Annotated in this window: 2 protein-coding genes; both read left to right on the forward strand. The window is 74.6% G+C overall.

Annotation, left to right across the window (positions count from 1 at the left end; genetic code table 11):
• On the forward strand, positions 1–911 hold a 911-nt coding region (locus tag ACIA8L_RS56185; RefSeq protein ID WP_395918493.1), incomplete at its 5' end, for a beta-ketoacyl reductase.
• Positions 912–932: 21 nt separating this feature from the next.
• The coding region (locus ACIA8L_RS56190) for an SDR family NAD(P)-dependent oxidoreductase (RefSeq protein WP_395918495.1) at positions 933–8,005 on the forward strand (7,073 nt) is incomplete at its 3' end.

Consider the following 8,005-nt stretch of genomic DNA (forward strand, 5'->3'; position numbering starts at 1 on the left):
ACCAACTCCTACCCGCCACCACACGGCTGGTCCTGTACTCCTCCGCCGCCGGCACCCTCGGCACCCCCGGACAGGGCAACTACGCCGCCGCCAACACGTTCCTCGACGCCCTCGCCCACCAGCGGCCCAACACCACCAGCATCGCCTGGGGGCTCTGGCAGGCCACGTCAGCGATCACCGAGCAGCTCGGCGCCGCCGACCAGCGGCGGCTCGCCCGCAACGGGGTGCGGCCCCTCGACGCCGAGCACGGCCACCGCCTCTTCGACGCCATCGTCGCGGGCGGCCGGGCGCACCTGGTCGCGATCGACCTCGACCCGCGGGCGCTGCGGACCGCCGACGCCGGCGCGGTGCCCGCCCCGCTGCGCGGTCTGGTCCCGGTCAAGCGGCAACGGGTCGAGTCGATCACCCGGCGCCTCGACGGGCTGAGCGAGCCCGAGCAGCGGCAGGTGCTGGCCGACCTCGTCCGCGGCTACACCGCGACCGTCCTCGGCCACCGCGACGCCCACACGGTCGACCCGGACCGGCCGTTCCACGAGCTGGGCTTCGACTCGCTGACCGCCGTGGAGCTGCGCAACCGCCTCAGCACCTCGACCGGCCTGCAGCTGCCGACAACGGTGGTGTTCGACTACCCGACCGCGACCGCGCTCGCCGAGCACCTTCGTCAGGCTTTGGGCTCCCCCCAGAACGGCCCGGCAGGCTTGAGCGAACTCGAACAGGCGGAGGCGGTGTTGCGGCGGCTCATCGAGGGCGACGCGGACCGGTCGGCGTACGCGGCCAGCATCGGGCGCCTGCGCGGACTGCTGCGCCGGGTCGGCGCGGAGCCCGACGGTGCACCGGACGGCGACGACCTGGCGACGGCGACCGACGACGAACTGTTCAGCGCGCTCGACAACGAACTCGGCATTTCCTGACCCGGAGGAGAACGTCCACCGATGAACGAAGACAAGCTGCGGGACTACCTCCGGCGCGCGGTCGCCGACCTGCGTGAGGCGCACCGGCGCCTGGACGACGTCGAGGCCAAGGCCAACGAGCCGGTCGCCATCGTCGGCATGGCCTGCCGCTTCCCCGGGGGTGTCGGGTCGGCCGACGACCTGTGGCGGCTTGTCGCCGAGGGTACCGACGCGATGTCCGACTTCCCGCCGGAGCGGGGCTGGGACGTCGACGCGCTGTATGACCCCGATCCCGATGCGACCGGCCGCAGCTACGTGCGGCAGGGTGGCTTCCTCGCCGGCGCGGACCGGTTCGACGCCGAGTTCTTCGGGATCAGCCCCCGTGAGGCCCTCGCGATGGACCCGCAGCAGCGGCTGCTGTTGGAGAGTGCCTGGGAGGCGTTCGAGCACGGCGGCATCGACCCGACCGGCCTGCGGGGCAGTCGCACCGGCGTCTTCGTCGGCACCAACGGCCAGGACTACGTGAACCGGCTGGTGCCGATCCGGGATGCCGTCGAGGGCTACCTGGCAACGGGCAACTCCGCGAGCGTCATCTCGGGCCGGCTGTCGTACGTGTTCGGCCTCGAGGGCCCGGCACTGACGATCGACACCGCCTGCTCGGCGTCGCTGGTCGGCATGCACCTCGCGGCGCAGTCGCTGCGCAAGGGCGAGTGCGACCTGGCCCTGGCCGGCGGGGTCACGGTGATGGCAGACCCGGGCATCTTCATCGAGTTCAGCCGGCAGCGCGGCCTGGCCGCGAACGGGCGCTGCAAGGCCTTCGCGGACGCCGCCGACGGTACCGGCTGGGGCGAGGGCGTCGGCCTGATCGTGCTCGAGCGGCTGGCCGACGCGCAGGCCAACGGCCACACGATCCTCGCCGTGATCCGCGGCAGCGCCGTCAACCAGGACGGCGCCAGCAACGGCCTCACCGCCCCGAACGGCCCGTCACAGGAGCGCGTGATCCACCAGGCCCTGGCCGGCGCCGGTCTGTCCACCGCGGACATCGACGCGGTGGAGGCGCACGGCACCGGCACCAAACTGGGCGACCCGATCGAAGCCCAGGCGTTGGCCAACACCTACGGCCGCGACCGGCAGGGCGAGCCGCTGCTCCTGGGCTCCATCAAGTCGAACATCGGCCACACCCAGGCCGCCGCCGGTGTCGCCGGCGTCATCAAGATGGTCCAGGCCATCCGCCACGGGATGCTCCCGCAGACCCTGCACGTCGACGCCCCGACCTCGCACCTGAACTGGGACAGCAGCGGCCTGCGGCTCCTGACCGAGCCGACCCCCTGGCCGGCCGTCGACCGCCCCCGCCGCGCCGCGGTCTCCTCCTTCGGCATCAGCGGCACCAACGCCCACCTCATCATCGAACAGCCCCCGGCCGCCGACCCGCCACCGGCCGAAGCCCACGAACAGCCCACCATCTGGCGACTGTCGGCCAAGACCCCGGACGCGCTGCGCGACTACGCCACCCAGCTGGAGCGGGCCGACGCCACCCCCGCCCAGATCGCCACCACCCTGGCCGGCCGAGCCCTCTTCGCCCACCGGGCCGTCATCACCGGCAACCACACCGACGCCCTCCACGCCCTCGCCACCGGCACCACCCACCCGAACCTGACCGTCACCCCGACCGGCGGACCCATCACCGCCCGCACCGCGTTCCTGTTCTCCGGCCAGGGCAGTCAATACCCCGGGATGACGCTCGACCTCTACCGGTCGAACCCGGTCTTCGCCGCCGCCTTCGACACGGTCTGCGAAGCCCTCGACCCGCACCTGCCCAAACCCCTACTCCAGGTCATCGACACCCCCGAACTCAACACCACCCTCTACACCCAGCCCGCCCTCTTCGCCATCCAGACCGCACTGCACGCCACACTCACCCACCACGGCATCACCCCGAACCACTACGCCGGACACTCCATCGGCGAACTCACCGCCGCCTACCACGCCGGCATCTGGAACCTCGCCGACGCCGCCAAAATCGTCACCGCCCGCGCCACACTCATGCACACCATGCCCGCCGGCGCCATGCTCGCCCTCCAGGCCACGGAGCCCGAGGTCGTCGACGTCCTGCGCGAGCACCCCGACATCGACATCGCCACCATCAACGGCCCCGCCAGCATCGTCGTCGCCGGAAACCACGACGACCTGCGGCCCGTCAAGGAACACTTCGAGCAGCTCGGCCGCAAAACCCGGACCCTCAACACCGCACACGCCTACCACTCACGCCACACCGACGCGATCCTCCAGCGGTTCCACGAGATCGCCGCGACGCTCACCTACAACCAACCCCACACCCCCATCGTCACCGACACCGGCGGCGAGCCGACCAACCCCGACTACTGGACCAGCCACATCCGCAACACCGTCCGCTTCCACGACACCATCACCACACTCGCCGAGCTGGGCAGCAACACCTTCATCGAAATCGGCCCGCACGCGACCCTCACGCCCCTCGCGCCGCCCGACACGCTCGCCATCGCCACCCAGCGCCGCGATCAGCCACAGGCCGACACCCTCGCGAACGCCATCGCCACCATCCACACCCACACCACCACGCCCGTCGCCTGGCCGCAGCCGACCGGCGCGCCGGCGGCCATCCCGGGCTACCCGTTCCAGCACCAGTCGTACTGGCCCGGCCCGGCCGTCGCGACCGGCGACCTCGCCGCCATGGGGCTCACGCCGGCCGACCATCCGCTGCTCGCCGCGGCCGTGCGGCTACCCGACGACAACGGCGTCTGCCTCGCCGGACCCCTGTCGACCCGGACGCACCCCTGGCTCGCCGACCACGTCGTGCACGGCCTGATCGTGCTGCCCGGCACCGCCCACGTCGAGCTGGCCCTGCGGGCCGGTGCGCAGGTCGGCTGCGAGCGCCTCGACGAGCTGACGCTGCACGCCCCGCTGATCGTGCCCGAGCGCGGCGCGGTGCACCTGCACGTCCAGGCCCACGCTCCCGACGAGGCCGGCCGCCGCGCGGTCACCATCCACTCCCGCACCGACGACGCCTGGGTCCAGCACGCCTCGGGTGTCGTGTCGCCGCCGCCGCCCGCGCCCGCCCCCGACACCGCCGCGGCCTGGCCACCGGCCGGCGCCACCCCGGTCGACGCGGGCGAGGTCTACGAGCGCTTCGCCGCGACCGGCATCGCCTACGGCCCGGCGTTCCGCGGGCTGCGCGCCGCGTGGCTGGACGGCGACGACATCTGCGCCGAGGTCGCCCTCGACGACGAGCACGGCGCCGAGCGGTACGGCATCCACCCGGCCCTGCTGGACGCGGCCCTGCACGCGACGGTCCTGGGTGCGTCCGGCGACACCGACGGCACCGCGCGGCTGCCGTTCGCCTGGACCGGGGTGACCCTGCACGCGACCGGCGCGACCGCGGTGCGGGTCCGGCTGGTCAAGCGGGGCGGCGACACGATCGGGATCACGGTCACCGACCCGGACGGCGCGCCGGTGGTGACGGTCGAGGGCCTGACCTCGCGCCCGGTCGCCGAGGAGCAGCTGCGCGCGGCCGACGTCGACGGTCGCTTCGTCCTGGACTGGGTGCCGGTGCCGGCCCCGGCCGCGCGGCCCGACGGCGAGCCGGAGGTCCTCGGCGCGCCGTGGGCGGCCGGCCTGGACGCGCTGACCGCAAGCGGCTCCGAGTCGCGGGACATCGTGTGGTACACCGGCCGCGGCACCGAGACCGACGCCTCCTCGGTGCGCACGCGCACGACCGAGGCCCTCGCGATCATCCAGGCCTGGCTCGCCGCCGACGCCGGGCGCGACCGCCGGCTCGTCGTGGTCACCGCCGGGGCCGTCGGCACCGGCGCCCACGAGCCGATCCGGGACCTGGCCGGTGCCGCCGTGTGGGGCCTGGTCCGCTCCGCGCAGAGCGAGCACCCCGGCCGCTTCATCCTGGTCGACCTCGACGAGATGCCAGCCGAAGGCGCGCTCCCGGCCGCGGGCGCGCTCCCGGCCGCCGGTGCGCTCCCGGCCGGGCTGGCCGACGCGCTCGCCACCGACGAGCCGCAACTGGCGATCCGCGGCGGAGTCCTGCACGCGGCCCGGCTCGCCCGCCCGGGCGGTGGCGGCGCGCTGACCCCGCCCGCGGGCGCGTGGCGGCTCGGGCTGGCCACCGCCGGGACCCTCGAGGGCCTCGCGCTCCTCCCCAACCCGGCCGCCGACGCACCGCTCGGCGCCGGCGAGGTGCGGATCGCGGTGCGGGCCGCCGGGCTCAACTTCCGCGACGTGCTCATCACCCTCGGCATGTACCCCGGGGCGGCCGAGATCGGCAGCGAGGCCTCGGGCGTCGTCACCGAGGTCGGCGCCGACGTCACCGGCATCGCGCCCGGCGATCAGGTCATGGGCCTGTTCGACGCCTCCGCCGGCACGACCGCCAGCACCGACCAGCGGCTGGTGACCCGCATCCCGGCCGGGCTGTCGTTCGCCGAGGCGGCCGCGATCCCGGTCGCGTTCCTGACCGCCTACTTCGCCCTGGCCGACCTGGCCGGGCTGCGGGCCGGGCAGCGGCTGCTCGTGCACGCCGCGACCGGTGGCGTCGGCTCCGCCGCGGTGCAGCTCGGGCGGCACTGGGGCGCCGAGGTGTTCGGCACCGCCAGCCCGCCGAAGTGGGCCGCGCTGCGCCGCCTCGGCCTCACCGACGCGGCCATCGCCAACTCCCGGACCCTCGACTTCGAGGCGGCGTTCCTGGCCGCGACCGGCGGTCAGGGCATGGACGTGGTGCTGGACTCGCTCGCCGGTGACGCCGTCGACGCGTCGCTGCGGCTGCTCCCGCGCGGCGGGCACTTCCTCGAGATGGGCAAGACCGACCTGCGGGACGCGCACGAGGTGGCGCGGCGCCATCCCGGCGTCGCCTACCAGGCGTTCGACACGATCCAGGCCGGGTTCGACCGGATCGGGGAGATGCTGGCCGAGCTCGTCGCGCTGTTCGAGGCGGGCGCGCTGCGGCCGCCGGCGGTGACCGTGTTCGACGTGCGGCACGCACCGGACGCGGTGCGGTACATGAGCCAGGCCCGGCACATCGGCAAGATCATTCTGTCGGTACCGCGCCCGCTCGACCCGCACGGCACGGTCCTCGTCACCGGTGGCACCGGCACGCTCGGCGCGATCGTCGCCCGGCACCTCGTGACCCGGCACGGCGTGCGGCACCTGCTGCTGGCCGGTCGGCGCGGACCGGACGCCCCGGGCGCCACCGAGCTGCGCGACGAGCTGACCGCCCTCGGCGCCGAGGTGACGGTCGCGGCCTGCGACACCGCGGATCGGGACGCGATCGCGCAATTGCTCGCGGGGGTACCGCCGGAGCGTTCCCTCACCGCCGTCGTGCACGCGGCCGGCGTCCTGGCCGACGGGCTCGTCACGAGCCTGGACGGCGACGCCGTGGAGGCGGTGCTGCGCCCGAAGGCCGACGCCGCCTGGCACCTGCACGAGCTGACCCGCGACCTCGATCTGGCCGCGATGGTCTACTTCTCCTCCGCGGCCGGCATCGTCGGCAACCCCGGCCAGGCCAACTACGCCGCCGCCAACACCTTCCTGGACGCCCTCGCGCACCGCCGCCGGGCCACCGGGCTCGCCGCCACCTCGGTGGCGTGGGGCATGTGGGCCGAGGCGAGCGGCATGACCGAGGGCCTCTACGGCACCGTCCGTGCCCGCCAGGCCGGCCAGGGCATGCTCCCGCTGAGCACCGACGAGGCACTGTCCACCCTGGACACCGCCCTCACCGCCGACCACCCGCTGCTCGTCGCGGTCCGGCTCGACCTGCAGGCGATCCGGGCCGGCGCGGCCCGCCAGACGCTGCCGGCGTTCCTGCGCGGCCTGGTCCGCCCGGCCCGCCCCACGGCCCGCCGGGGCCGCCCGACCGCCGAGGCGTCGACGTTGGCCGACCGGCTGGCCGTCCTGGCCGAGCCGGCCCGCGAGGAGCTGCTGCTCGACCTGGTCCGCCGCCAGGTCGCCGCGGTCCTCGGTCACGGCGCCCCGGACGCCATCGAACCGGACCGCGCGTTCAACGACCTCGGCTTCGACTCGCTGACCGCGGTCGAGCTGCGCAACGCCCTCAGCGCCGCGACCGGGCTGCAGCTGTCGGCGACCCTGGTCTTCGACCACCCGACCTCGGCCGCGCTGGCCCGGCATCTGGGGGTCGTCCTGGCCGGCGCGGGTGTGGCCCGGCCGGTCGCGGCGGCACCACGCCGGACCGCCGACGAGCCGATCGCGATCGTCGGCATGGCCTGCCGCTACCCGGGCGGCGTCGGCTCCGCGGACGACCTCTGGCGCCTGGTCGAGACCGGCACCGACGCGATCACCGGGTTTCCGCAGAACCGCGGCTGGGACGTGGAACGGCTCAGCAACGGCGAGCCGCTGGCCCTGGTCGGCGGGTTCGTCCACGACGCCGACCGCTTCGACGCGGACTTCTTCGGCATCAGCCCGCGCGAGGCCCTGGCCACGGATCCCCAGCAGCGGCTGCTCCTGGAGACGGCGTGGGAGGCCCTGGAGCAGGGCGCCATCGACCCGACGGTCCTGCGCGGCACGAACACCGGCGTCTTCGTGGGCGTCCCGGCCCAGGCGTACGTCTCGGCCGCCGCCGACTCCGCCGCCGCGGACGGCTACCTCATCACCGGCACCTCGACCAGCGTCGCCTCCGGCCGCGTCGCCTACGCCTTCGGCCTCGAGGGCCCTGCCATCACGGTCGACACGGCCTGCTCCAGCTCCCTGGTCGCCATGCACCTGGCCGCCCAGTCGCTGCGCCAGGGCGAGTGCGACCTGGCCTTGACCGGCGGCGTCACGGTGATGGCCGACCCGGGCATCTTCATCGAGTTCAGCCGCCAGAAGGGCCTGGCCGCCAACGGCCGCTGCAAGGCCTTCGCCGCCGGCGCCGACGGCACCGGCTGGGGCGAAGGCGCCGGCCTCATCGTCCTCGAACGCCTCTCCGACGCCCAGTCAAACGGCCACCACATCCTCGCCGTCATCCGCGGCAGCGCCGTCAACCAAGACGGCGCCAGCAACGGCCTCACCGCCCCCAACGGCCCCTCCCAAGAACGCGTCATCCACCAAGCCCTGGCCAACGCCGGCCTCACCACAGCCGA

The organism is Dactylosporangium sp. NPDC051541 (assembly GCF_044454505.1).
GTDB lineage: Bacteria > Actinomycetota > Actinomycetes > Mycobacteriales > Micromonosporaceae > Dactylosporangium.